This is a genomic window from Azohydromonas lata, from assembly GCF_034427735.1.
Lineage (GTDB): Bacteria > Pseudomonadota > Gammaproteobacteria > Burkholderiales > Burkholderiaceae_C > Azohydromonas > Azohydromonas lata.
This window is the reverse complement of the sequence record NZ_JAXOJX010000103.1, coordinates 1-21,571: the sequence shown is the minus strand read 5'-3', so window position 1 is coordinate 21,571 and position 21,571 is coordinate 1. Positions and strand designations below refer to the sequence as shown.

Genomic DNA, 21,571 nt, shown 5'->3' with positions numbered 1-21,571 from the left:
GATGTGTATAAGAGACAGCGCCGGCACTGAGCTGCGCGAGCGCCTGGCGCAGGCGGCGCTGCGGCCGGGCGCCTCGCTGCTGGACGCGCGCGAGCGCGCGCTGTTCGAGCTGGACGTGCGGCGCGCCCCCCACGCCGCCCTGGCCGCGGCGCGCGACAACGTGACGCGCCAGCGCGAGCCGCTGGACCTGCTGCTGCTGGCCCGCGCCGCCCGCGCCACGGGCGACACCGCCGCCATGGCGCAGACTCACGCCCTTTTGGCGCAGGTTGGGCTGCGGGACAGGCGGATTGAGAAGGTGCTGCAGAAATAAGCGGCTTTGGGAGAAAACATGAATTTGATCGATGCGGGCACGCTTATTTGCCGGCCGCCAGCTACCACGCCGTCATGCCCGCGAAAGCGGGTATCCACGCCGCCCGGGATGCTGGCACGACGACGCTGGCCCAAAGCAATGCAATTCATAAGACATACCTCGGCATTCGTGGATGCCCGCTTTCGCGGGCATGACGAAATAGGAAGCAATTCTTTCAAAAGACTTTTTATTCAAATTCTCCCCCTGCTTTTCATCCTCATTTTCTTTACTCCCGCCCAAGCCCACCAATCCAGCGACGCCTATTTGCAGCTTCAAACCCGTTCCACCGGCGTCGAATTGCGCTGGGACGTGGCCTTGCGCGACCTGGACAACGCCCTGCCGCAACTGGATGCGGACGGCAACCGCGAGCTGACCTGGGGCGAGGTGCGCGCCGCCTGGCCCGCGCTGGTGGCGCATGCGCAGGCGCATTTGAAAATTCCCGGCTGCCCGCTGCAGCCCGCGGGCGAGCCTGCGCTGGAGCAGCGCAGCGACGGCGCCTACGCGGCGCTGCGCTTCACGGCCGCCTGCGCCCCGCCGCAGGGCCTGCCGCTGGAGTACCGGCTGTTCGCCGGGGTGGATGCGAGCCACCGCGGCATCGCCCGCATCACCCACCCGGACGGCCGCGTGGAAGTGCGCGTGCTGGACCCGGGCGCGGACCCCGCCGCTGCAAGCGCCCCGGCGGGGGATGCGGCGCCCTCTGCCGCCACCGGCAGCTTCGTGCGCGAGGGCGTGCTGCACATCCTCACCGGCTACGACCACCTGCTGTTCCTGCTGTGCCTGCTGCTGCCGGCCGTGCTGCAACGCACGCCGCAGGGCTGGCGCCCGGTGGCCTCGGCGCGGCAGGCGCTGGCGCCCGTGGCGGCCACGGTGACGCTCTTCACCCTGGCGCACAGCCTGACGCTGGCGCTGGCCGCCCTGGGCCACGCGAGCCTGCCGCCCACGGTGGTGGAGCCGGCCATTGCCGCCACCATCGCCGTGGCGGCGGTGGACAACCTGCGCGGCCTCTTCGGCCGCTGGCGCGGGGCGGTGACCTTCCTGTTCGGCCTGGTGCACGGCTTCGGCTTTGCCGGCGTGCTGCACGAGGTGGATTTGCCCACGCTGGATTTCGGTTGGGCGCTGCTGCGCTTCAACATCGGCCTGGAGCTTGGGCAACTGGCCATCGTGGCGCTGGTGGTGCCGTTGCTGTTCCTGGCGCGGCGGCGCGGCGGCTACGAGCGCTGGGTGCTGCACGGCGGCTCGGCCACCGCGATCGGCGTTGCGCTGCTGTGGTTCGTGGAGCGCACCACGGGCATTGGGCTGCTACCGGTTTGAGCCTCGGCCCTGCTCACCCCCCGACGAACGAACCCCCATCCCTCCAAGGCCCGCCCTCCCCCGCGCGATTTTCCGAATCCATCCCGGTTCCTACAGTTCGCCCCCAGCACCAAACCGTGCCCTGCCGAATACCCGCTTCCTGGAGAACTGCAATGAACCGCATCGCCCTGACTCTTGCCGTGGCCGCCATTTCCCTGCTGTCGGCCTGCGCCAACCGGCCGGAATCCATTCACGCGTCCTACGTCTCGCACGAGAAATACACGCAATTGAATTGCAGCGAATTGGCGTCCAAAAAGGGCGACGTGCGCGCCGAGCTGGACAAGTATTCGCGGCTGCAGGATTCCAAGGCCAATACCGACGCGGTGGGCGTGTTTCTCCTGGCGCTGCCCTTCAGCAAATTGTCCGGCGACCACGAGGCGGACGTGGCACGGCTGAAGGGCGAGGTCGAGGCCATAGACACGGCCCAGGTGAAGAACCGCTGCAAGACGGTTTGAGGCGCCCTCCCCTCCGCCGTTCAAGCGCCGCTCAAGCGCCGACGATCCAGCCCTCCACTGGGTCGAATCCGGCGGGCAGGCCCCAGTGCTCCTGGCCAGCGGCCCACGCGGCCTGCAGCAGGCACAGCACGGCGTCCAGGCGGTCGCCGCTGGGGTCGGCGATGAGCGCGTCGTGCTGGGCCGGCGTCAGTTTCAAACGCAGGCTCAGCCGCGTGCGGCCCAACTCCAGCGCGGCGAGGATGTCCTTGCGCGCGATGAGCCGCTCGGCCGTCTGCTTGGCCGCGTCGTCGTTCTTGTAGGAGCGCCGGCCTATGAGCTCGCGCGCCAGCAGCCCCGGGTAGGCCTCCAGCGCCACGCGGGCCTTGTCGCCGTCGAGCAGGCCCGGCAGGTCCACGCCCGCGTCCAGCAGCAGCGGCACGCCGGCGTGCAGCATGTAGGCCACGGGCGGGTTCACCCACTTCATGGACGTGCTGGAGCCCGCCGGGCCGTCGGTGGCGCGGTGCGCGAACTTGTGGCCCACCGGCCGCGCGTTGCAGAAGGCGGCGAAGGTGTCGCGTATGGCTGGCCGCTCCAGGGACGCGTAGTGGCGCATGAGCGCCAGCCACTGCGTGGGCCAGCCCAGGTGCTCGACCAGCTCGCGCGGCAGGCCGAATGGGAAATCGAAGCCGCCCACCCAGGGCCCGGGCTGTTTCAACCACTGGCCGAAGCCTTCCAGCGTGTCGAAGCAGTGCAGCGCCTGCAGCTTGACGGTGGGGCCCGCCGCCAGGCCTTGTGCGACGACCACGGGCTTGCGGCGGGTTGGACGGCTGGAGAAATCGACGCCTATGACTTCGCGGGGGGACATGGGCGGATTGTCGGCGGCGCCTGGGCGCCGCCGCAGCCGTGGTGGCTCAAGCCACCGGCGCCGCCACCTTGGGCCGTCCCTCGCTGAAGAAGGCCAGCAGGTTGTCCAGCACCAGCGCGGCCATGGCCTGGCGCGTCTCGTGGGTGGCGCTGGCCACGTGGGGCAGCAGCACCACGTTGTCCAGCGCGAACAGCGCCTCGGGGACGCGCGGCTCGTCCACGTACACGTCCAGGCCCGCGCCGGCAATCGCCTTGTCCCGCAGCGCCTGGATCAGCGCCGGCTCGTCCACCACCGTGCCGCGGGCGATGTTGATGAGGAAACCTTGCGGGCCCAGCGCCTGCAGCACTTCGGCCGAGATCAGGCCCTGGCTCTCGGCGCCGCCGGCCGCGGCCACGACCAGGAAGTCGGACCACCGCGCCAGCTCCGTGAGGCTGGCCTCGTAGCCGAAGTCCACGCCCTCGGCCGGGCGGCGGTTGTGGTAGCGGATCTCCATGTCGAAGCCGCTGGCCCGCTTCGCAATGGTGCGGCCGATGCGCCCCAGGCCCACGATGCCCAGCCGCTTGCCGCTCGCGCGCGTGGCCAGCGGGAACTTGTCGGTGAGCCAGGCGCCGCGGCGCACGAAGCGGTCGGCCTCGCTGGCGCGGCGGGCCACGTCCAGCAGCAGCGTGAAGGCGGTGTCGGCCACGCAGTCGTTGAGCACGTCCGGCGTGTAGCCCACGGGAATGCCGCGGCGCGCGGCGGCCTGCACGTCCACCTTGTCCAGGCCCACGCCGAAGCTGGAGATGACCTTGAGCGCGGGCAGCGACTCGATCATCGCCGCGTCGATGCCCACGGCCGCCGAGGTCACGGCGGCGACGAACTCGCGGCCGTGCTCGGCAACGTAGGCCTGCGGGTTGGGCTGCTGCGCCAGCAGCACGAGGTCGAAGTGCGCGGCGAGCTGCTCCTCCAGCCAGGGCAGCAGGCGGCCGATCTGCAGGACGCGGGGCTTGTCTTGATTGCTCACGTTGCGGGTTCCTTTCATTCCATCTTCACGCCGCCCTGCGCCACCACCTTGGCCCAGTTGGCGCGCTCGCGCTCGAAGAAGCTGCTGAATTCCGTGGGCGACATGGTGTAGACCTCGGCGCCCTGCGACGTCAGCCGCTGGCGCACCTCGGGCATGCGGATGATGCGGGTGAGCTCGGCCGACACCTTCTCCAACACCGCCTGCGGCGTGTTGGCGGGCATGAGCACGCCTTGCCAGGTGCCCGACTCGAAGCCCTTGACGCCCTGCTCCGCGATGGTGGGGACGTCAGGCAACAGCGCCACGCGCGTGGCCTTGGACACGCCCAGCACCTTGAGCTTGCCGGACTGGACGAAGGGCAGCGTGGCCAGCATGCCGTTCATCAGCACGTGGGCCTGGCCGGCCACGGTGTCGTTGATGGCCTGCGAGCCGCCCTTGTACGGGATGTACTCCCACTTGGCGCCGGTGGCCTTCTCCACCGCCACGCCGGCCACGTGCGGCGCGCTGCCGATGGCCGTCACGGCGAAGTCGATGCGCTGTTTCTTGGACAGCGCGACCAGCTCCTGCAGGTTGTTGGCCGGCACCGAGGGGTGCACCACCAGCAGGTGCGGCGAGTAGGCCAGCATGCCCACGCCCTTGAGGTCCTTGCTGGGGTTGAAGGGCAGCTTGGGATAGACCGAGGGCGTGATGGCCAGCGCGCCCACGTCGCACAGCAGCAGCGTGTGGCCGTCGTTGGCCTTGGCCACGAAGTCGGTGCCGGTGTTGCCGTTGGCGCCGGGCTTGTTCTCGATGATGACCGTCGTCTTGAGCGCTTCGGACAGCGGCTGGCTGATGGAGCGGGCAATGATGTCCGACGAGCCGCCCGGCGGGTACGGCACCACGATGCGCAGCGGCTTCGTGGGCCAGGCCTGGGCATGGGCAGCGGGGACGGCGAGCACGGCCAGCGCGGCGGCGGCCAGGGCGTGGAAGGAATGTCTGCGGTTCATGTGCAATCTCCTGCGGCGGGGTCACGGGCAAAAAAAGTCCCGTCATGCCCGCGAAAGCGGGCATCCACGGATGCCGGGGCGGTTCCCCGGCGGGGCAAAAGAAGGCCGGCCCAACAGGGCCGGCTCCACGTCACTCGATCTTGATGTTGGCCGCCTTGACGAGCTGGGCCCACTTGGCGACTTCGGCCTTCTGGAAGGTGGTGAACTGCTCGGCCGTCATCTGGCCCGGCTCCATGCCCAGCTTGGCCAGGCGCTCCTTGACGTCCGGCTGGGCCAGGATCTTGTTGACCTCGTCATGCAGCCGCTGCTGTATGGCCTTGGGCGTGCCGGCGGGGGCGAAGATGGCCTGCCAGGACATCACCTCGTAGCCCGGCACGGTCTCGGCCACGGTGGGGACGTTGGGCATGTTCGAGAGGCGCTTGGGCGAGGTCACGGCCAGCGCGCGCAGCTTGCCGGACTCGATGTGCGGGCCGGCGACGACGGTGGTGTCGAACATCATGTCCACCTGGCCGGCCATGACGTCCTGGATGGCGGGGGCGCTGCCCTTGTAGGGGATGTGGTCGATGTTGATGCCGGTCTTGAACTTCAGCAGCTCCAGCGCCAGGTGCTGCGAGGTGCCGTTGCCGGCGGAAGCCGAGGTCATGGGCTTCTTGGCCTTGCCGGCGTTGATGACGTCGGCCACGGTCTTGTAGGGGCTGTCCTGGCGCGTCACCAGCACCACGGGGTTGGTGCCGATGAGCGCGATGGGCGCGAAGGACGTGACCGGGTCGTAGCCCAGCTTGGGGTAGAGGCTGACGTTGATGGCGTGCGAGCTGATGGTGCCGCCCAGCAGCGTGTAGCCGTCCGGCGCGGCGCGCGAGACCTGCTCCGAGCCCACGCTGCCACCGGCGCCGGCCTTGTTGTCCACGATCACCGTGGTGCCCAGCGCCGGGCCCAGCTTCTGCGCGATCAGCCGCGCCAGGATGTCGCTGGTGCCGCCCGCGGGGAAGGCGACGATGTAGGTGATGGGTTTTGACGGCCACTTGTCCTGCGCCTGCGCGGCGGGGATGGCGGCGGCCAGGGCCAGCGCGGCGAGAAGGGTTCGGCGGGTAGCGCTCATGGTTTGTCTCCTGCGTTTGTGCGGTTGGGGTGGTAGAGGTGCAAAGGGCCCAGCTCTTGCAGCCGGTTGATGCCCAGCAGTCCCATGTCGGCCTGGATCTCGGCGCGCAGCAGGTGCAGTGCGTGCGCGACGCCGGCCTGGCCGCCCACGGCGGCGGCGTAGTTCATGGGACGGCCTATGAAGACGGCGCGCGCGCCCAGCGCCAGCGCCTTGAGCACGTCGGTGCCGCGCCGGAAGCCGCTGTCGGCCATGACGGTCATGGGCCCCGCGGCCTCGGCAATGGCCGGCAGCACGCGCAGCGGGCTCACCGCGCCGTCGAGCTGGCGCCCGCCGTGGTTGGAGACGATCACGCCGTCCACCCCGGCCTCGCGCGCGAGCCTGGCGTCGGCCGGGTGCAGCAAGCCCTTGAGCACCAGCGGGCCGTCCCAGCGGCGGCGTATGTCCTTGAGCGCGTCCCAGTCCAGGTGCTCGCGGCCGGAGAAGTCGCGCGTGACGTCGCGCGCCACCAGCGGCGCGCCGCGCTCGGCGCCCACGTTCTCGAAGTGCGGCATGCCGTGCTTGAGCAGCGTGCGGGCGAAGGTGCCCACCGCCCAGCGCGGGTGCGTGAGGCCGTCCCACAGCAGCCGCAGGTCCGGCCGCAGCGGCGTCTTGAAGCGGTTGCGCACGTTGTTCTCGCGGTTGGGCACCACGGCGGAATCGATGGTGACCACCAGCACCGGCGCGCCCGCGGCCTTCACGCGCGCCACCAGCCGCGCCGTGGCCTGCGGGTCGCGGCCCAGATAGGCCTGGAACCAGGTGCCGGGGGCCTGCGCCAGCACCTCTTCCATGCGGATCAGCGAGGAGCTGCTGAGCACCATGGGCACGCCCGCGGCCTGCGCGGCGCGCGCCTGCGCCAGGTCGCCCCGGTAGGCCGTGAGCGCGCTGATGCCCATGGGCGCGATGCCGAACGGCGACGCGTGGCGCGTGCCGAACAGCTCCACCGACTGCTCGCGCCGCGCCACGTTCACCAGCATGCGCGGGATGAAAGCCAGCTCGCCGAAGGCCGCGCGGTTGTCGCGCAGCGAGGCGTTGGTTTCCGTGGCCCCCGAGACGTAGCCGAACAGCGGCCGCGGCAGCCGGGCGCGGGCGGCGGGCTCGAAGTCGTCCAGGCAAAGAAAACGCTGCAGCGCCCGCGGCGCCACGTAGGCCGCTTGGGCGGCGCGCGGCGGCGCCACGGCGGGTTCCACCGGCGTGGCGTCGTGGGCCTGCTTGGGCATGGAGACGGCCATGGGGCTGCTGCGGCGTCGCTGTGGTGGGGTTGCGGGGACTATTTCGCGGGCGCGTCGATGACGATGGCCCGGAAGTCGTTGACGTTGGTGAGCGTGGGCCCGGTGATGACGGCGTCCCCCAGGGCCTGGAAGAAGCCGTGGCCGTCGTTGTCGTCCAGGCTGGCGCGGGGGTTGATGCCCTGCGCCCAGGCGCGCTCCAGGGTGTTGGGCGTAATGCAGGCGCCGGCGATTTCCTCCACGCCGTCCACGCCGTCGGTGTCGCCGGCCAGGGCGTGCACGCCGCGCAGGCCGTCCAGCGCCACGGCCAGGGACAGCAGGCACTCCACGTTGCGCCCGCCGCGGCCCTGGCCGCGCAGGGTGACGGTGGTCTCGCCGCCGCTGAGCAGCACGCAGGGCGCCTGGAAAGGTTGGTCGCGCAGCGCCACCTGGCGCGTGATGCCGGCCAGCACCTTGCCCACGTCGCGGGCCTCGCCTTCCAGGCTGTCGCCCAGGATGTAGGGCGTGAGGCCCGCCTCGCGCGCCACCTGCGCGGCGGCCTCCAGCGCCATCTGCGGGGCGGTGATGATGCGGGTTTCGACACGCTGCAGCCGCGCGTCGTCCGGCTTGACGCTTTCGCTTTCGTCGCGGCTCAGCCACTCGCGCACGGCGGCCGGGACCTCGATGCGGTAGCGCTCGATGATGGCCAGCGCGTCGGCCCGCGTGGTGGGGTCGCCCACCGTGGGGCCCGACGCGATGTCCATGGGGTTGTCGCCCGGGACGTCGGAGATGAGCAGCGTCAGCACTTGGGCCGGATGGCAGGCGGCCGCGAGGCGCCCGCCCTTGACGGCCGAGAGGTGGCGGCGCACGCAGTTCATCTCGGAGATGGAGGCGCCGCTGGCCAGCAGCGCCTTGTTCACGGCCTGCTTGTGCTCCAGCGTCAGCCCCGGCGCCGGGCCCACCAGCAGCGAGGAGCCGCCGCCGGAAATCAGGGCGATGACGAGGTCGTCGGCGGTGAGGCCGGTGACCAGCTCACGGATGCGCTCGGTGGCGCGCAGCCCGGCAGCGTCGGGCACGGGGTGGGCGGCCTGCACGATCTCGATGCGCTCGCACGGCACCTCGTAGCCGTAGCGCGTGACCACCAGGCCTTGCAGCGGGCCGTCCCAATGCTCCTCCAGCGCGCGCGCCATGGCGGCGGAGGCCTTGCCGGCACCGATCACGAGGGTGCGGCCTTTCGGCTTGCCCGGCAGGTGCGGCGGCAGGCACAGCGCAGGCTGCGCGGCGGCGATGGCCGCGTCGAACATCTGGCGCAGCAGGGGGCGGCGGTCGGGGGTGGTCATGCGAACAATCCTTGGTCGGTCGAGGGCCTCAACTGTCGTGCAGGCGCGGGGACGTGGGGCGGAGGCGATTGCCGGTAGTGCGGAGCGCCACCGGGCACAAGAGGACACCCTTGTTTGTGTTGAACACCGCTGCTTCCAGGAGAAGCCCCTTGGTGCGCATCCCGCAGCAAAAACGGCACGCCCCCTGTTTCGTCATTCCCGCGCAGGCGGGAATCCAGGCGGCCACACGCCGGCACGTGAGCGAAGGCACAGGCGCACCAAGGCCCATGCCACGGGTTGCCAACCGGCCGGCTGCGGCTGACTTGGGGGCCGCCTGGGTTCCCGCCTGCGCGGGAATGACGAAGTGGCGGGCGGGCCGCACCGGCTACCGGCTACCGGCTACCGGCTACCGGCTACCGGCTACCGGCCGCACGTTGCCACGGGCTTGCCACCGCGGCCGGCTGACGCCACTCACCTGCCCCAAGTCCGCCTGGGCCTCTCAGCCCTTGGCCACCTCATGGTTGCCCATGAGCTCCAGCGCGCGCACCAGCGCCGAGTGGTCCAGGTCGGCCATGTCGTTGGCGGCGAGCACCTGCATGAGCTGCGCGGCGCCGGCCGTCTGCGGCAGGGCCAGGCCCAGCTCGCGCGCGCCCTGCAGCGCCAGGTTCAGGTCCTTCTGGTGCAGCTTGATGCGGAAACCCGGGTTGAAGGTGCGCTTGATCATGCGTTCGCCGTGCACTTCCAGGATGCGGCTGCTGGCGAAGCCGCCCATCAACGCCTCGCGCACCTTGGCCGGGTCGGCGCCGGCCTTGCTCGCGAACAGCAGCGCCTCGCCCACGGCGGCGATGTTCAGCGCCACGATGATCTGGTTGGCCACCTTGGTGGTCTGGCCGTCGCCGTTGCCGCCCACCAGCGTGATGTTCTTGCCCATCTTCTGCAGCAGCGGCAGCACGCGCTCGAACACCGCCGGCTCGCCGCCGCACATGATGGTCAGCGACGCGGCCTTAGCGCCCACCTCGCCGCCGGAGACGGGCGCATCCACGTAGTCTGCGCCCAGGGCATTGATCTTCTGCGCGAAGGCCTTGGTCGCCATGGGCGAGATGGAGCTCATGTCCACGATCACCTTGCGCTCGCCGCCCGCGCCGCCGGCCTTCAGGGCCGAGGCCACGCCGTTCTCGCCGAAGAGCACGGCTTCCACGTCCGGCGTGTCCGGCACCATGGTGAAGACGATCTCGGACTGCGAGGTCACTTCAGCGGCATTCGCGCAGGCCTTGGCGCCCGCGGCCGTCACGGCCTCCGGCACCGGGCCGTGCGTGTTGACGAAGAGCTGATGGCCGGCGTTGACGAGGTGCAGCGCCATGGGCGCGCCCATGATGCCCAGGCCGATGAAACCGATGTTCATGTGATCTCCTTTGTCTGGCGGTGGTGGCGTGCGGTGCGCGGCGGCTCAGTACGAGCCGGAGGCCGGGGTGGCCGGGTTTTGAAGTTGCGCGCGCATCGCGCCGAGGATTTGCTGCGAACCCGCCGCGAGCAGCCGCGCGTCCGAGCTGACGGTGACGAACTGGAAACCCTTGGCGATGCGGGCCAAGGCCACGTCGGCGCGGCCGTTGTGGATGCCGGCCACCACGCCGTGGGCCTTGGCGCGCTCCAGGATGTAGTCCACGGCCTGCGCGGCCTTGGGGTCCAGGTCGTCGAAGGTGGGCGTGCAGCCCAGGGACAGCGACAGGTCCGAGGGGCCGATGTAGATGGCGTCCAGGCCCTCGACGGACAGGATGTCGTCCAGGTTGTCCAGCGCCTGCGCCGTCTCGATCATGGCGAAGCGCACGATGGTGTCGTTGGCGTGCTGGGGGTAGTCGGCGCCGCCGTAGTAGAGCGCGCGCACCGGGCCGAAGCTGCGCACGCCGCGCGGGGCGTAGCTGGTCCAGGCCACGAGCTTCTGGGCGTCCTCGCGCGTGTTGACCATGGGGCAGATCACGCCGTAGGCGCCCGCGTCCAGCGTCTTCATCAGGATGCCCGGCTCCAGCCAGGGCACGCGCACCACGGGCACGGTCTCGGTGGTGGAGATGGCCTGCAGCATCTGCACCATGGCCTGGTAGTCCACCACGCCGTGCTGCACGTCGATGGTGAGCGTGTCCCAGCCCTGGTGGGCCATGACCTCGGTGGCGAAGCCGTTGGGAATGGCCAGCCAGCCGTTGACGGCGGCGCCACCGGACTTCCACAGCGCACGCAAGCGGTTCTCTCTCATGGCGTCGTCTCCAGCGTTCAAGTTGTGGCCTGCGGGTCAGGCGCGGGTTGGCTTGGAAAAGCGTGCCAGCAGGGGCTGCGGCCCCCACCGGCACGAAGAAGCGTTTCGTTCAGCGCACCAGGCAGGGCTTCTTGTTGTCGAACTTCCAGCCCGGGACGAGGTACTGCATGGCGATGGCGTCGTCGCGCGCACCCAGGCCGTGCTGCTGGTACAGGGCGTTGGCCTTCATCACGGCGTCCATGTCCAGCTCCACGCCGAGGCCCGCCTTCTTGGGCACGGCCACTTCGCCGCCCACGATCTGCAGCGGCTCCTTGGTGAGGAACTGGCCGTCCTGCCAGATCCAGTGCGTGTCGATGGCCGTGACGCGGCCCGGCACGGCCGCGGCGGCGTGCGTGAACATGGCCAGCGACACGTCGAAGTGGTTGTTGGAGTGCGAGCCCCAGGTCAGGCCGAAGTCGCGGCAGGTCTGGCCCACGCGCACGGCACCCTGCATGGTCCAGAAGTGCGGGTCGGCCAGCGGGATGTCCACGGACTGCAGCACCAGCGAGTGCACGAACTGGCGCCAGTCGGTGGCGACCATGTTGGTGGCCGTGGGCAGCCCGGTGGCGCGGCGGAACTCGGCCATGACCTCGCGGCCGGAGAAGCCGCCCTCGGCGCCGCAGGGATCCTCGGCGTAGGCCAGGATGCCGTGCATGTCGCGCATGAGGCGGATGGCGTCCTTGAGCAGCCAGCCGCCGTTGGGGTCCAGCGTGATGCGGGCCTCGGGGAAGCGGGCCTTGAGCGCCTTGATCGCTTCGACCTCCTCCTCGCCGCGCAGCACGCCGCCCTTGAGCTTGAAGTCCTGGAAGCCATAGCGCTTTTGCGCGGCCTCGGCCAGCTTCACCACGCCCTCGGGCGTCATGGCCTCCTCGTGGCGCACGCGGAACCACTCGTCGGCGGCGTCGGGGTCGCTGTCGTAGGGCAGGTCCGTCTTCTTGCGGTCGCCGATGTAGAAGAGGTAGCCCAGCATGGGCACGGCGTCGCGCTGCTGGCCTTCGCCGAGCAGGGCGCACACGGGCACCTCCAGCTCCTGGCCCAGCAGGTCCAGCAGCGCGGACTCCACGGCGGTGACGGCGTGGATGGTGGTGCGCAGGTCGAACGTCTGCAGGCCGCGGCCGCCGGCGTCGCGGTCGGCGAACTTGGTGCGGATTTCGGTCAGCACGGCCTGCCAGTCGCCCAGCTTGCGGCCCACGACCAGCTCGCGCGCGTCGTCCAGCGTCTGGCGGATGGCCTCGCCGCCGGGCACTTCGCCCACGCCGGTGCGGCCGGCGCTGTCGGTGAGCACCAGCAGGTTGCGGGTGAAGTACGGGGCGTGCGCGCCGCTGAGGTTGAGCAGCATGCTGTCGCGCCCGGCGACGGGGATGGCTTGCAGGGAGACGACGGTGGGCGTGGTGCTGGGCATGGCGGCGGTGGGGAGTCGGGGGGGTTTCTTTGGGCGCCCTGCCCCGCCGGTGGGCGGACACGGGGCGCCGTGGCGGCGGCTTGGGGGTGCGGCGGGGAAAGCGGCAGGAAGCGGCGGAAGGGCGGCGGCGGGGTCAGTCCGCGGTGATCTTGCGGGTCTCGATCACGTTCTTCCAGCGCGCGTACTCCGCGGCCTGGAACTTGGCGAACTGCTCCGGCGTGTTGGCCACGATCTCGAACCCCTGCTCGGTGAGCTTGGGCTTGACGGCCGCGTCGTTGAGCACGGCGGCGATGGTGGTGGCGAGCTTGGCCTTGACGTCCGCGGGCAGGCCCTTGGGGCCGGCCACGGCCTGCCAGGAGTACACGTCCACGCCCTTGACGCCGGACTCGGCCAGCGTGGGCACCTGCGGCAGCAGCGTGGAGCGCTTGTCGCCCGTGACGGCCAGCGCGCGCAGCTTGCCGCTGTTGATGTGCTGGATGACGGCGTTGACGTTCTGGAACGAGGCGTCCACCACCGCGCCCAGCAGGTCCGTGATGGCGGGCGCGCCGCCCTTGTAGGGCACGTGCGTGCCCTCGGTGCCGGTCTGCAGCCAGAACAGCTCGGCCGTGAGGTGGTCGGAGGAGCCGTTGCCCGACGAGGCGAAGGTGAGCTTGCCGGGATTCTTCTTTTCGGCGGCGATGACGTCGGCCACCGTCTTGAACGGGGACGCCGCGGGCACCACGAGCACGTTGGGCGCCTGCACGGCCACGGTGATGTAGTCGAAGTCCTTGGTCGCGTCGTAGGGCGTGTTCTTGAGCAGGTGCGGCGCGATCACGTAGGGGCCCAGCGAGGCCACCAGCAGCGTGTAGCCGTCGGCCGGCGCGCGCTTGACCTGCGCCGCGCCGATGGTGCCGGTGGCGCCGGCCTTGTTGTCCACGATGAAGGTCTGGCCCAGCTTGGCCTGCAGCCCGGAGGCCAGGGTGCGGGCGATCATGTCCGTGGAGCCGCCGGGCGGGAACGGCACCACCAGGGTGACGGGCTTGGCCGGCCAGGCCTGGGCCATGGCGGGCAGCGCCACGGCCAGGGCCGCCGCCGCGGCGGCCACGCTCAACAGGGTTCGACGAAGCATGGGGTCTCCAAATCGTTGTGGTCCCTCGCCCAACCGGCCAAGGCCGCCATTGCGCTGCAGCCACCGGCTCCGGTTGCGAGAGCGACGCCTGACAAAAAAAGCGTCGTTGTCGTACGTCATCGTACAACTTGCCTCTTGCCGGGACAAGACCGCCCAAGTTGTGGAGAACACTTAGGCCCGGCCTGTCCCTGGCCGCAGTCCAGGGACAGGCTGCCTCACCCCTTGATGTACTTCTCGAACACCGCCGTGAAGTCCCGCTGCGTGTACTCCTGCAGCACGGCGCGGTTGTAGCTGCGCAGCAGCTCGGTGAATTGCCCGGCGATGCTCTCGCCCGGCGCGGACGCGGTGAGCTTGTAGGCCGACACCGTGGCGTTCAGGGCGTTGAGCGCATGGCCGCGGCAGGCCTCGTCGTGGTGCTGCTGCTTGCCGATGCTGATGAGCGCCTTGTAGACGTCCTTGAGCTGCTCGATGAAGTTCTTGCGCACGTCGATGCTGAAGGGCACGCCGCCCATGGTGAACTTCAGCTCGATGTCCATGTCCAGCGTGCCCGCCGTCTCCAGCGCCACGCCCGTGATGGGCTTGCTCGCGTACTCGTAGCGCTTGATGGCGCGCTTGGAGGAGACGGCGGAATCGCCGTCCACGTGGATGAGCGCGAAGTTGGTGAAGCAGTACTCGTCCTTGCGGGACTTGATCAGGAAGAAGATGCGCTCGCCGTCCTCGTGGAAGAGGTAGTCGTCGGCGTCCACGCTGCCGTAGTCCTTGGGCTGGACGATGCTGCCTATGTCGCTCAGGCCCAGGGCCTCGGAGGCGAGTTTCTTGAACATGGCCGGTCTCCTTGCTCGGCGGTTGCACGGCCGCCTGGCAGGGCCGGCAGCCCCGGGCGGTTCGCGACCCGCACCCTGCCCCGCCCACCGTCCCGCCGTCAATGGCCCCGCAGCATGCCCGCCCGTGGTCCGGCAAACAGGCCATGTCAGGCAAAAACGGGTTTTCCCGTATGACAGCCTGACAGCCCTTGACGGGGCATGGGCGAAAATCGCAGCCATTCCAACTTCCAGAGAGAAGGCGCCACGCGCTTGGGCCGGGCGGACGCCACACACCTGCCATGAGCGAACTGCGTTTGCAGAAGGACGGCACCGGCACGCTGCCGGAGCGCATCTATGCCCGCGTGGTGGAAGGCATCCTGCGCGGCGACTTCGGTGCCGGCGGCAAGCTGCCCACGGAGGGCGAGCTGGCCAACCGCTTCGGCGTGTCGCGGCCCACGGTGCGCGAGGCGCTGTCGCGGCTGCGCTCGGACGGCGTGATCGAAACCCGCCGCGGCTCCGGCAGCCACGTCGTCGCCCCCAGCGGCGCGCCCGCGGCCAGCACGCCGCCCATCGCCAACCTGGCCGACATCGAGCGCTACTACGCCTTTCGCAGCTGCGTGGAGTCCGGCGCCGCCGCCGCCGCCGCCGAATACCGCGACGCGGCCGACCTGGAGGCCCTGCGCGCGAGCTTCGACGCCCTGAGCGCCGCCATGGAAAGCGGCCAGCCCGGCATAGAGCAGGACGTGCGCTTCCACTTCGCCATCGCCCGCGCCTCGCACAACCCCTTCTTCCTCAACACCATAGAGACCACCGTGGCGCCCATCCGCCAGTTCATGGAGCTGGCCAACAGCGTGACGGACAAGAAAAGCCCCGAGCGCGTGCGCACCGTGCAGGCCGAGCACCAGGACATCGTGGACGCCATCGCCCGGCGCGCGTCCCACGACGCGGCCGAGGCCGTGCGCGTGCACGTGCTCAATGCCAAGCGGCGGATTTTCGAGGGGACGCGGCTGGTGGGCTGAGGCGACGCCAGCGCCGGCTCCAGGCCGGCCGGCGACGCCGCGCAAGACAGCAGCGTCTCCAGCAAAGTTGCTTGACAACTTTGCACCCTGCATGACAATTCGCCCCGCCGCGGCGCTCCTTGCCCGGCGTGCCGTGCGGGAGAAGCGCGTTGATGTCCGTCGTCCAGAGCCGGCGCCTTGGCCGCCACGGCAGCGGCCTTGGGGCGCCAGGGAAACCGGCTTCAGGCCGTTTCGCCCGCGGCGCGGCGGCGGCGTTCGCGGCTGTTGGCCAGGTGCGTGCGCATCGCGGCACGCGCGGCCTCGGGGTCCTGGCGGACGATGGCGTCGAAGATGGATTCGTGCTCCGCGTTGGCGCGCAGCAGGTAGGCCTTGAGGTCTTCGCTGCTCTCGTCGGCCAGGCGGGCGCGCGGAATGATCTTGGCGCCCAGCGAGCTCAGCAGCTCGGCGAAATGCGCGTTCTGCGTGGCGCGCGCGATCTCCAGGTGAAAGGCGAAGTCCGGCGCCACGGCGTCGCGGCCCTCGCCCACGGCGGCGGCGAATTCGTCCAGCGCCAGCCGCATGGTTTGCAGGTGCTCCCCGGTGCGGCGCACGGCAGCCAGGGCCGCGGCTTCCGTTTCCAGGCCGATGCGCAGCTCCAGCACCGCGATCACGTCGCGCAGCGTTTCCAGTTGCTCCGGCGTGATGCGGAACGACGCCTCCCCCGGCCCCACCACGAAGGTGCCCACGCCGTGGCGCGTCTCCACCAGCCCGGCGGCCTGCAGCTTGGAAATCGCCTCGCGCACCACCGTGCGGCTCACGCCGAACTCGGCCATCACCGCGGCTTCCGTGGGCAGCTTGTCGCCCGGCGCCAACTGCCCCTCGCGAATGCGCTCGCCCAACACGTCCACCAGTTCCTGGGCCAGGGAGCGCGGCTTCTTGCGCGCGGTGAAGACGGTACTCATACCTAGTGAAACCCCTAGTCACTGCGCCTTGACACCCAAGGCGCGAAAAATTCAAATAGTTGTACGACAACAGATGACAGACGACAAGCGCAGTTTTCCTGACGCACCTGTCGAAATGGTCCCCGGAGTTTCAAACATCATGCTGACTGAGCCTGTCACCCCGCTGCGCTTCAACCGCCTGCTGCTCACCGGCGCTGCCGGCGGCTTGGGCCGCGAGCTGCGTTCGCGGCTCAAGCGCTATTGCGACGTGCTGCGGCTGTCGGACGTCGCACCCCTGGGCGAAGCGGCCGAGGGCGAGGAGCTGATGCCCGCGCCGCTGCAGGACGCCGCCGCCGTGCGGGCGCTGCTGGAGGGCGTGGACGCCGTGGTGCACCTGGGCGGCGTTTCCACCGAGCAGCCCTGGCAGCCCATCCTGGAGGCCAACATCATCGGCACGTACAACCTGTACGAGGCCGCGCGGCTCAACGGCGTCAAGCGCATCTTCTTCGCCAGCTCCAACCACACGACCGGCTTCTACAAGCAAAGCGAAGTGATTGGCGTGGACGCCCCCGCCCGCCCCGACGGCCTCTACGGCCTGAGCAAGGCCTTCGGCGAGGACGTAGCGCAGCTCTACTTCGACCGCTACGGCATCGAGAGCGCGCTGGTGCGCATCGGCTCCTCCTTCCCCGAGCCGCGCGACCGCCGCATGCTGGCCACGTGGATGAGCTACGACGACCTGGAGCGCCTCACCCTGGCCGTGCTCACCACGCCGGTGCTGGGCTGCAGCGTCATCTACGGCATCTCGGACAACAAGACGCGCTGGTACGACAACAGCGGCGCCGCGCACATCGGCTACTGCCCGCAGGACTCCTCCGAGCCCTTCCGCGCCGCCGTTGAGGCGAAGCAGCCCAAGCTGGACCTGAGCGATCCGGCCGTCATCCACCAGGGCGGCGCGTTCGTGCGCACCGGCCCCTTCGACAACGCCTGAGGCGAACGGGAGCTCCTGGCCATGAATACGCAGGACCTGGGCCAAACGGCCGTGCAAACGCTGTGCGACGTGCGCAACCGCGTGGGCGAGAGCCCGCTGTGGAGCCCGGCCGAGCAGGCGCTGTACTGGGTGGACATCGAGGCGCGGCGGCTGCACCGCCACGACTGGCAGACGCGCGAGGCACAGCACTGGGAGCTGCCCGAGCGCATCGGCTGCATCGCGCTGCACGCCTCCGGCGGCCTGGTGGCCGGCATGGAGACGGGCATCTACCGGCTGCGCCCGCAGCGCCGCGGGCAGATCGAGGTGGTGCCGCTGCACCAGATCACGTTCAGCCAGCCGGGCATGCGCTTCAACGACGGGCGCTGCGACCGCGCCGGGCGGCTGTGGCTGAGCTCCATGGTGATGGACATGTCGCAAGCCTCGCCCGCGGGCGTGCTCTACCGCTACGACCGCCGCGGCCTGGTGCCCATGGTGGACGGCCTCATCACCGGCAACGGCCTGGCCTTCAGCCCCGACGGGCGCACCCTGTACCTCTCGGACTCGCACCCCAGCGTGCGCCGCGTGTGGGCCTTCGACCTGGACGCCGAGGGCAACCTCTCCAACCGGCGCGAGTTCATCGACATGAACCAGCACCCCGGGCGCCCCGACGGCGCCGCGGTGGACGTGCACGGCGGCTACTGGATCTGCGGCAACGACGCCGGCCAGGTGCACCGCTTCACGCCGCAGGGCGAGCTGGCGCGCTCCATCGGCCTGCCCGTGAGCAAGCCCGCCATGTGCAGCTTCGGCGGGCCGGACATGCGCCACCTCTTCATCACGTCCATCCCGCCGGCCCAGCCCGCCGACGGGTTCGATGCGGCGCTGGACGGCGCCGTGTTCGTCACCGAGCCCGGCCTGCGCGGGCTGCCCGAGACGCCGTTCCGCGCCTGAAGCGGCCCGGCCTCCTGCGGGCTACAGGCTCACGGTTTCCTGTTCCCTGTTTCTTGTTCCCTGTTTCCTGCTCTCCGTTCACTGCTTCAGGCAGCCGCAACGGCAACAACCACACTCCATTGGAGACAAGCACCATGTTCAAGAACCTCTCACTGGCCGTGGCCGCCGCGCTGGCGGCCTTTGGCGCCCAGGCCGTCGAGTTCCGCTCGGCCGACGTGCACAACAGCGACGACTACCCCACCGTCGCGGCCGTCAAGCACATGAGCGAAGTGCTGCAGCAAAAGAGCGGCGGCAAATACAAGATCAAGGTCTTCAACAAGAGCGCGCTGGGCACCGAGAAGGAGACGCTGGACCAGGTGAAGATCGGCGCGCTGGAGATGAACCGCGTCAACATCTCCTCGCTGAACTCCATGTGCCCGAAGTCGCTGGTGCCCACCATGCCCTTCCTGTTCAACAGCATCGAGCACATGCGCAAGGTGCTGGACGGCCCGGTGGGCGAGGAGATCCTGCAGGGCTGCGAGAAGGAGGGCCTGGTGGGCCTGGCCTTCTACGACAGCGGCGCGCGCAGCATCTACGCCAAGAAGCCCGTGCGCACCCTGGCCGACGCCAAGGGCCTGAAGATTCGCGTGCAACCGTCCGACCTGTGGGTGGCCGTGGCCGCCGCCATGGGCGCCAACGCCACGCCCATGCCCACCGGCGAGGTCTACACCGCGCTCAAGACCGGCCTGATCGACGCCGCCGAGAACAACATCCCGTCCTACGAGGGCTTCAAGCACTACGAGGCCGCCAAGGTCTACTCCAAGACCATGCACTCCATGGCGCCGGAGATGCTGGTGATCAGCAAGGCCATCTTCGACAAGATGTCCAAGGCCGACCAGGACATGTTCCGCGCCGCGGCCAAGGAATCCGTGACCTTCCAGCGCAAGAAGTGGGACGAGCAGGACGCCAAGGCCCTGGAGATCGTGACCAAGGCCGGCGCGCAAATCGTCTCCGACGTGGACCTGCCCGCCTTCAAGAACGCCATGGCCCCGGTGTACGCCAAGTTCATCAACACGCCGGACCTGCAGCGCCTGGTGAAGGCGGCGCAGGACACCAAGTAAGCCGCCCAAGCATCCCACCCGGCCACCCACCAGCGTCACACCCGCGCACGCGGGTGTCCACGAAGACCGGGCAGCAGCCCGGCTGACGTGGATGCCCGCCTTCGCGGGCATGACGACGGGGCGCCGTTTGAGCGCCTGACAACGAAGCGGCGAGCGCCGCTTCCCCAGTTCCTCCAAGGTGCCGGCGCGCAATCAGCCGGCGCCCTTTGATGCGGGCCGCGCCCAGCGCGGCGCGGCCCGCCCTTTTCGGAGACTCTCCATGACACCCGCCGCCCTGCCGGCCACCGTCGCGGACAACGAGAACGTCAACGCTGCCACCGGCACGCCGCTGACCGCCTCGGCCACGCACGAGCGCCCGGCCTCGACACACCTTTATTCGCGCTTTTGCGCCTTCCTCTCCAAGGCCAGCCTGGTGCTGGCCGTGATCGGCCTCATCGGCCTGATCCTGTGCGTGCAGTTCCAGGTCGTCGGCCGCTACATCTTCAATGACACGCCCACCTGGGCCGAGGCCCTGGCGCTGCAACTCGTCCTGTACGTGACCGCGTTGGGCGTGGCCGTGGGCGTGCGCGACGCGGGCCACATCGGCCTGGAGTCACTGGTGTCGCTGCTGTCGGAAAAGTGGCGGCTGCGCGTGGAAATCGTCATCCACGGCTTCGTCGTCCTCTTCGGCGCGCTCATGGCGCAAAGCGGCTGGCTGTGGACCACGCTCAAGTGGAGCGACATCAAGCCCATGCTGGGCGTGCCCGTGGGCGCGGACTACCTGGCCCTGGTAGTGGCCGGCGTCCTGATCGTTCTTTTCTCCATCGAACACATCGTCGCGCTCATCCGCAACGAGGAAGTGGTGCCAGCATGGAACTGACCGTCCTTTGCATCAGCTTTGCAGCCCTGCTGGTCCTGGGCGTGCCCGTGGCCTTCTCCATCGGCCTGGCCTCGGTGGCCACGGTCGTGTACTCGGGCATGCCCGTGGCCATCGTCTTCCAGAAAATGGTGGGCGGCATGCAGGTGTTCTCCTTCCTGGCCATCCCGTTCTTCGTGTTCGCCGGCGAGCTCATGCTCTACGGCGGCATCGCCGACCGCATCGTGCGCTTTGCCAACTCGCTGGTGGGCCACGTGCGCGGCGGCCTCGGGATGAGCAACGTGGTGGGCTGCACGCTCTTCGGCGGCGTGGCGGGCTCGGCGCTGGCCGACGTGTCGGCCATGGGCTCGGTGATGATCCCGCTGATGAAGAAGGAGGGCTACGACGCCGACTACGCCGTCAACGTGACGACGCACGCGGCGCTGGTGGGCGTGCTCATGCCCACCTCGCACAACCTCATCATCTTCACGCTGGCCACCACGGGCATCGCGTCGGTGAGCGTGTTCAGCCTGATCCTGGCGGGCATCATCCCGGCGCTGCTGCTGACGGCCTGCAACCTGGGCGCGGCCTACTACGTGGCGCGCAAGCGCGGCTACCCCACCCGCGGCGGCTTCCCCGGCTGGGCCGAGGTGCTCAAGGCCTTCCTGGGCTCGCTGCCCGGCCTGCTCATCGTGGTCATCATCCTCGCGGGCATCCTGTCGGGCATCTTCACCGCCACCGAGTCGGCCGCCACGGCCGTGTTCTGGGCCGTGCTGGTGACGGCCCTGGTCTACAAGACGCTGTCGTGGAAGGACTTCCTCAAGGCCTGCGCCAAGGCCTGCAAGGCCACCGGCGTGGTGCTGCTGCTCATCGGCATCTCCAGCGCCTTCGGCTACTTCATGGCGCTGTACGAGGTGCCGGAGAAGACGGGCGAGCTGATGAAGTCGGTTTCGGACAACCCGCTGGTGATCTTCTTCATGATCAACCTGCTGCTGTTCGTCCTGGGCACCTTTCTGGACATGGCCGCCACCATCCTGGTGTGCACGCCCATCTTCCTGCCCATCGCCGTGCAGTTCGGCATGGACCCGGTGCAGTTCGGCATCGTCATGCTCATCAACTGCGCGCTGGGCCTGAACACGCCGCCCGTGGGCGTGACGCAGTTCGTGGGCTGCGCCATCGGGGAGATCTCGGTGGGGCAGGTGATGAAGTCCATCCTGCCCTTCTACAGCGCCCTGGGCCTGTGCCTGGCGCTCGTCACCTACGTGCCGGCCTTCTCGCTGTGGCTGCCCAGCCTCTTCAAGTAAGCCCGTGAGGCCCGGGCCGGCGCACGCGCCGGCCCGGCCCACCCCCTCTTGCACGCGGCCGGAAGCCCTCCCCCAACAGGACTTCCGGCCGCGCCCCTTTTTCGGACACAGGACCTCATCGACATGACCGCCCCCGCCCCGCTGCTGATCCGAATGCATGCGAACGACAACGTCGCCATCGTCGCCAACGACGGCGGCCTGCCCGCCGGCACCGTGCTGCCTGAGCACGGCGGCC

At 69.7% G+C, this 21,571-nt stretch carries 20 protein-coding genes and 1 pseudogene; 9 read left to right on the top strand and 12 right to left on the bottom strand.

Annotation, left to right across the window (positions count from 1 at the left end):
• From SM757_RS32230 to SM757_RS32220, 3 genes and pseudogenes are all read left to right on the top strand, one after another.
• Positions 1 to 310: pseudogene (locus tag SM757_RS32230) on the top strand (hypothetical protein); the annotation flags it as partial.
• A 303-nt stretch (positions 311 to 613) separates the two neighbouring features.
• Positions 614 to 1,660 carry a HupE/UreJ family protein gene (locus tag SM757_RS32225; protein WP_322468476.1) on the top strand — a complete coding sequence of 349 codons (1,047 nt, stop codon included), beginning with the start codon at positions 614 to 616 and terminating at the stop codon, positions 1,658 to 1,660.
• A 152-nt stretch (positions 1,661 to 1,812) separates the two neighbouring features.
• The gene (locus SM757_RS32220; RefSeq protein WP_066337118.1) at positions 1,813 to 2,154 is read left to right on the top strand and encodes a hypothetical protein; all 342 of its coding nucleotides are present in this window, start codon (positions 1,813 to 1,815) and stop codon (positions 2,152 to 2,154) included.
• A gap of 31 nt (positions 2,155 to 2,185) precedes the next feature.
• Here the strand turns inward: SM757_RS32220 and SM757_RS32215 are convergent, their stop codons facing one another.
• The 11 genes from SM757_RS32215 to SM757_RS32165 all read right to left on the bottom strand — a co-directional run bounded on the left by SM757_RS32215 (position 2,186) and on the right by SM757_RS32165 (position 14,264).
• A complete protein-coding gene (locus SM757_RS32215) occupies positions 2,186 to 2,998 on the bottom strand; it encodes a DUF429 domain-containing protein (protein ID WP_322468475.1) in 813 nt (270 codons plus the stop codon).
• A 46-nt stretch (positions 2,999 to 3,044) separates the two neighbouring features.
• On the bottom strand, positions 3,045 to 4,019 hold the full coding sequence (locus tag SM757_RS32210) for a 2-hydroxyacid dehydrogenase (RefSeq protein WP_322468474.1): 975 nt from the start codon (positions 4,017 to 4,019) through the stop codon (positions 3,045 to 3,047).
• Positions 4,016 to 4,984 (bottom strand): Bug family tripartite tricarboxylate transporter substrate binding protein, encoded by a 969-nt coding sequence (locus SM757_RS32205; RefSeq protein ID WP_066337106.1) that lies wholly within the window; start codon positions 4,982 to 4,984, stop codon positions 4,016 to 4,018. The genes SM757_RS32210 and SM757_RS32205 overlap by 4 nt, the downstream gene beginning before the upstream one ends.
• Positions 4,985 to 5,114: 130 nt before the next feature.
• The gene (locus SM757_RS32200; RefSeq protein ID WP_322468473.1) at positions 5,115 to 6,083 is read right to left on the bottom strand and encodes a Bug family tripartite tricarboxylate transporter substrate binding protein; all 969 of its coding nucleotides are present in this window, start codon (positions 6,081 to 6,083) and stop codon (positions 5,115 to 5,117) included.
• A complete protein-coding gene (locus SM757_RS32195; RefSeq protein WP_407655819.1) occupies positions 6,080 to 7,351 on the bottom strand; it encodes an alpha-hydroxy acid oxidase in 1,272 nt (423 codons plus the stop codon). Before SM757_RS32195 ends, SM757_RS32200 begins: the two co-directional genes overlap by 4 nt.
• A gap of 38 nt (positions 7,352 to 7,389) precedes the next feature.
• Positions 7,390 to 8,667: a glycerate kinase type-2 family protein gene (locus SM757_RS32190; protein WP_066337102.1), complete on the bottom strand. Its 1,278-nt coding sequence runs from the start codon at positions 8,665 to 8,667 to the stop codon at positions 7,390 to 7,392.
• 478 nt (positions 8,668 to 9,145) lie between these two features.
• Positions 9,146 to 10,048 carry a 2-hydroxy-3-oxopropionate reductase gene (locus SM757_RS32185; RefSeq protein ID WP_322468472.1) on the bottom strand — a complete coding sequence of 301 codons (903 nt, stop codon included), beginning with the start codon at positions 10,046 to 10,048 and terminating at the stop codon, positions 9,146 to 9,148.
• Between the two features lie 45 nt (positions 10,049 to 10,093).
• Positions 10,094 to 10,891: an HpcH/HpaI aldolase family protein gene (locus SM757_RS32180; RefSeq protein ID WP_066337095.1), complete on the bottom strand. Its 798-nt coding sequence runs from the start codon at positions 10,889 to 10,891 to the stop codon at positions 10,094 to 10,096.
• A gap of 109 nt (positions 10,892 to 11,000) precedes the next feature.
• A complete protein-coding gene (gene gudD / locus SM757_RS32175) occupies positions 11,001 to 12,332 on the bottom strand; it encodes a glucarate dehydratase (protein ID WP_322468471.1) in 1,332 nt (443 codons plus the stop codon).
• Positions 12,333 to 12,465: 133 nt separating this feature from the next.
• Positions 12,466 to 13,440, bottom strand: coding sequence for a Bug family tripartite tricarboxylate transporter substrate binding protein (locus SM757_RS32170; protein WP_066337090.1), 975 nt, complete (start codon positions 13,438 to 13,440; stop codon positions 12,466 to 12,468).
• Positions 13,441 to 13,655: 215 nt separating this feature from the next.
• On the bottom strand, positions 13,656 to 14,264 hold the full coding sequence (locus SM757_RS32165; protein ID WP_066337088.1) for a PH domain-containing protein: 609 nt from the start codon (positions 14,262 to 14,264) through the stop codon (positions 13,656 to 13,658).
• A gap of 278 nt (positions 14,265 to 14,542) precedes the next feature.
• Between SM757_RS32165 and SM757_RS32160 the strand changes: the two genes are divergently transcribed.
• A complete protein-coding gene (locus SM757_RS32160; RefSeq protein ID WP_322468470.1) occupies positions 14,543 to 15,262 on the top strand; it encodes a FadR/GntR family transcriptional regulator in 720 nt (239 codons plus the stop codon).
• A 221-nt stretch (positions 15,263 to 15,483) separates the two neighbouring features.
• Here the strand turns inward: SM757_RS32160 and SM757_RS32155 are convergent, their stop codons facing one another.
• Positions 15,484 to 16,203, bottom strand: a complete 720-nt coding sequence (locus SM757_RS32155; RefSeq protein ID WP_066337081.1) for a FadR/GntR family transcriptional regulator — start codon at positions 16,201 to 16,203, stop codon at positions 15,484 to 15,486.
• Positions 16,204 to 16,342: 139 nt separating this feature from the next.
• On the opposite strand from SM757_RS32155, the gene SM757_RS32150 reads away from it, so the two are divergent.
• The 5 genes from SM757_RS32150 to SM757_RS32130 all read left to right on the top strand — a co-directional run bounded on the left by SM757_RS32150 (position 16,343) and on the right by SM757_RS32130 (position 21,336).
• A complete protein-coding gene (locus SM757_RS32150) occupies positions 16,343 to 17,170 on the top strand; it encodes an NAD-dependent epimerase/dehydratase family protein (protein ID WP_322468469.1) in 828 nt (275 codons plus the stop codon).
• Positions 17,171 to 17,191: 21 nt separating this feature from the next.
• Positions 17,192 to 18,097: an SMP-30/gluconolactonase/LRE family protein gene (locus tag SM757_RS32145; RefSeq protein ID WP_322468468.1), complete on the top strand. Its 906-nt coding sequence runs from the start codon at positions 17,192 to 17,194 to the stop codon at positions 18,095 to 18,097.
• Positions 18,098 to 18,231: 134 nt separating this feature from the next.
• Complete coding sequence (locus tag SM757_RS32140) at positions 18,232 to 19,197, top strand: TRAP transporter substrate-binding protein (protein WP_066337072.1); 966 nt, start codon at positions 18,232 to 18,234, stop codon at positions 19,195 to 19,197.
• A gap of 259 nt (positions 19,198 to 19,456) precedes the next feature.
• Positions 19,457 to 20,056, top strand: a complete 600-nt coding sequence (locus SM757_RS32135) for a TRAP transporter small permease (protein WP_084267513.1) — start codon at positions 19,457 to 19,459, stop codon at positions 20,054 to 20,056.
• Positions 20,047 to 21,336: a TRAP transporter large permease gene (locus tag SM757_RS32130; RefSeq protein ID WP_066337070.1), complete on the top strand. Its 1,290-nt coding sequence runs from the start codon at positions 20,047 to 20,049 to the stop codon at positions 21,334 to 21,336. Before SM757_RS32135 ends, SM757_RS32130 begins: the two co-directional genes overlap by 10 nt.
• The last annotated feature ends 235 nt before the right edge of the window (positions 21,337 to 21,571 follow it).